2 protein-coding genes are annotated in these 1,217 nt (G+C 55.9%); both read right to left on the bottom strand.

From position 1 onward, the window contains the following. Positions 1-522: FAD:protein FMN transferase (locus EXE44_RS16025; RefSeq protein WP_137717924.1), on the bottom strand; the 522-nt coding region annotated here is incomplete at its 3' end. Between the two features lie 5 nt (positions 523-527). Then, a complete protein-coding gene (locus tag EXE44_RS20315; protein ID WP_158293477.1) occupies positions 528-863 on the bottom strand; it encodes a hypothetical protein in 336 nt (111 codons plus the stop codon). Between the last annotated feature and the right edge of the window lie 354 nt (positions 864-1,217).

Raw genomic sequence — 1,217 nt, 5'->3', positions numbered from 1 at the left:
CGGTGGGGACATGTCACCGCCACCACTGACGAACCCACGTCGGCCGACGCCGCCGAGTGCCTCGCTGGCCCGATCAACGATGTACCCTTTGGCGAGGCCATTCAGGTCGAGTTCGACGTCGGTCGTGATGTGAGAGCCGCTGGCTTGGACAGTTCCAGTATCAAACTCTGTTGGTAGTGTTTCACTGTCACCGCGCAGGAATGTTTTGAGGGTGTGTTCGACGCGGCCCTGATAAATATCGAACACCCCGTCGGTCCGGTCGTTGTATTCGATTCCACGGCGAACGATTTGGGCAACGTGTTCGTTCCTGACTTCTCCTTCACGGTTGAGCCGGCTGACGGCACTCGCCGCATCGAAGGCGTTCAGTTGGACTTCGAGTGATTTAGCCGTTTTTCGGGCCACAGTAGCCCCAGCCTCGGCCCAAACGCCCGTCGCCTGAATCCGAAACGTTGTGTCACAACACTCGAACTCGCGTTGGGTGTCCCCGAACCGTTCGTAGACCGATGCGAGCGATCCCATCATCTCGGTCACTCATCCTCTTCGTGTTCTTCGTCCTCGTGTTCCTCTTCGTATTCTTCCTCGTCGTCTTCATCTTCGTCGTCTTCTTCGTACTCCTCGTGTTCTTTGTCCTCGTATCCGGACTGTGTCTGGACTGCTGGGGTGAACTCCTGATTCGGCGTCGGCGCATCCGAAGCGGCCTGTTGTGCTACATCCGATGCCGTTGAACCGGATGAGTCAGTTATCTCGCCAACTTGCGCGAGGCCGCCACCGGGCAGCGCGAGGGCCCCGGCGACACCAGCTGTGAGGAGCGCACCGACGAGCGTGAAGGCGACGAGTTTGTTTTTCGGGACGGGAACGCGCATAATTAGCTACCCCTCGGTTCAGAACCACTATCTTCGACGTGTCGGTCGTTGCGTTCTGTCATTGCAAATAGAGGGTTGAGACAGCCGTAGTAAGGCGTTCGCGTCCAACCATCGAATGTTCGTACAGCTATCGAATCTGTTCAGGACATGAAATGGGTTCTGAGCACGCATGTGATTCGGTTACCAGGCATCTGGTGCGATCAGTGTCTGTCTGACCCTGTGCACGCAGACGATTCGATGGTTGTACGACGATTCGATAGATGGACGCGAATGCTATTTTGTAAACTGTACCTATGTGGGATTGCAATGCCAAGGAACAAGATAACCAGTATCGCGCTCGTTGCCTTGCTAATA

Origin of the sequence: Halorubrum sp. SS7 (assembly GCF_005435055.1) — an archaeon.
Lineage (GTDB): Archaea > Halobacteriota > Halobacteria > Halobacteriales > Haloferacaceae > Halorubrum > Halorubrum salinarum.
Note: the sequence above shows the minus strand (reverse complement) of the source record. Positions and strands in the feature narration are given on the sequence as shown.

Coding starts and splice junctions, on each gene's coding strand:
- EXE44_RS20315 (WP_158293477.1), bottom strand. CDS start 863: ATGCGCGTTCCCGTCCCGAAAAACAAACTCGTCGCCTTCACGCTCGTC.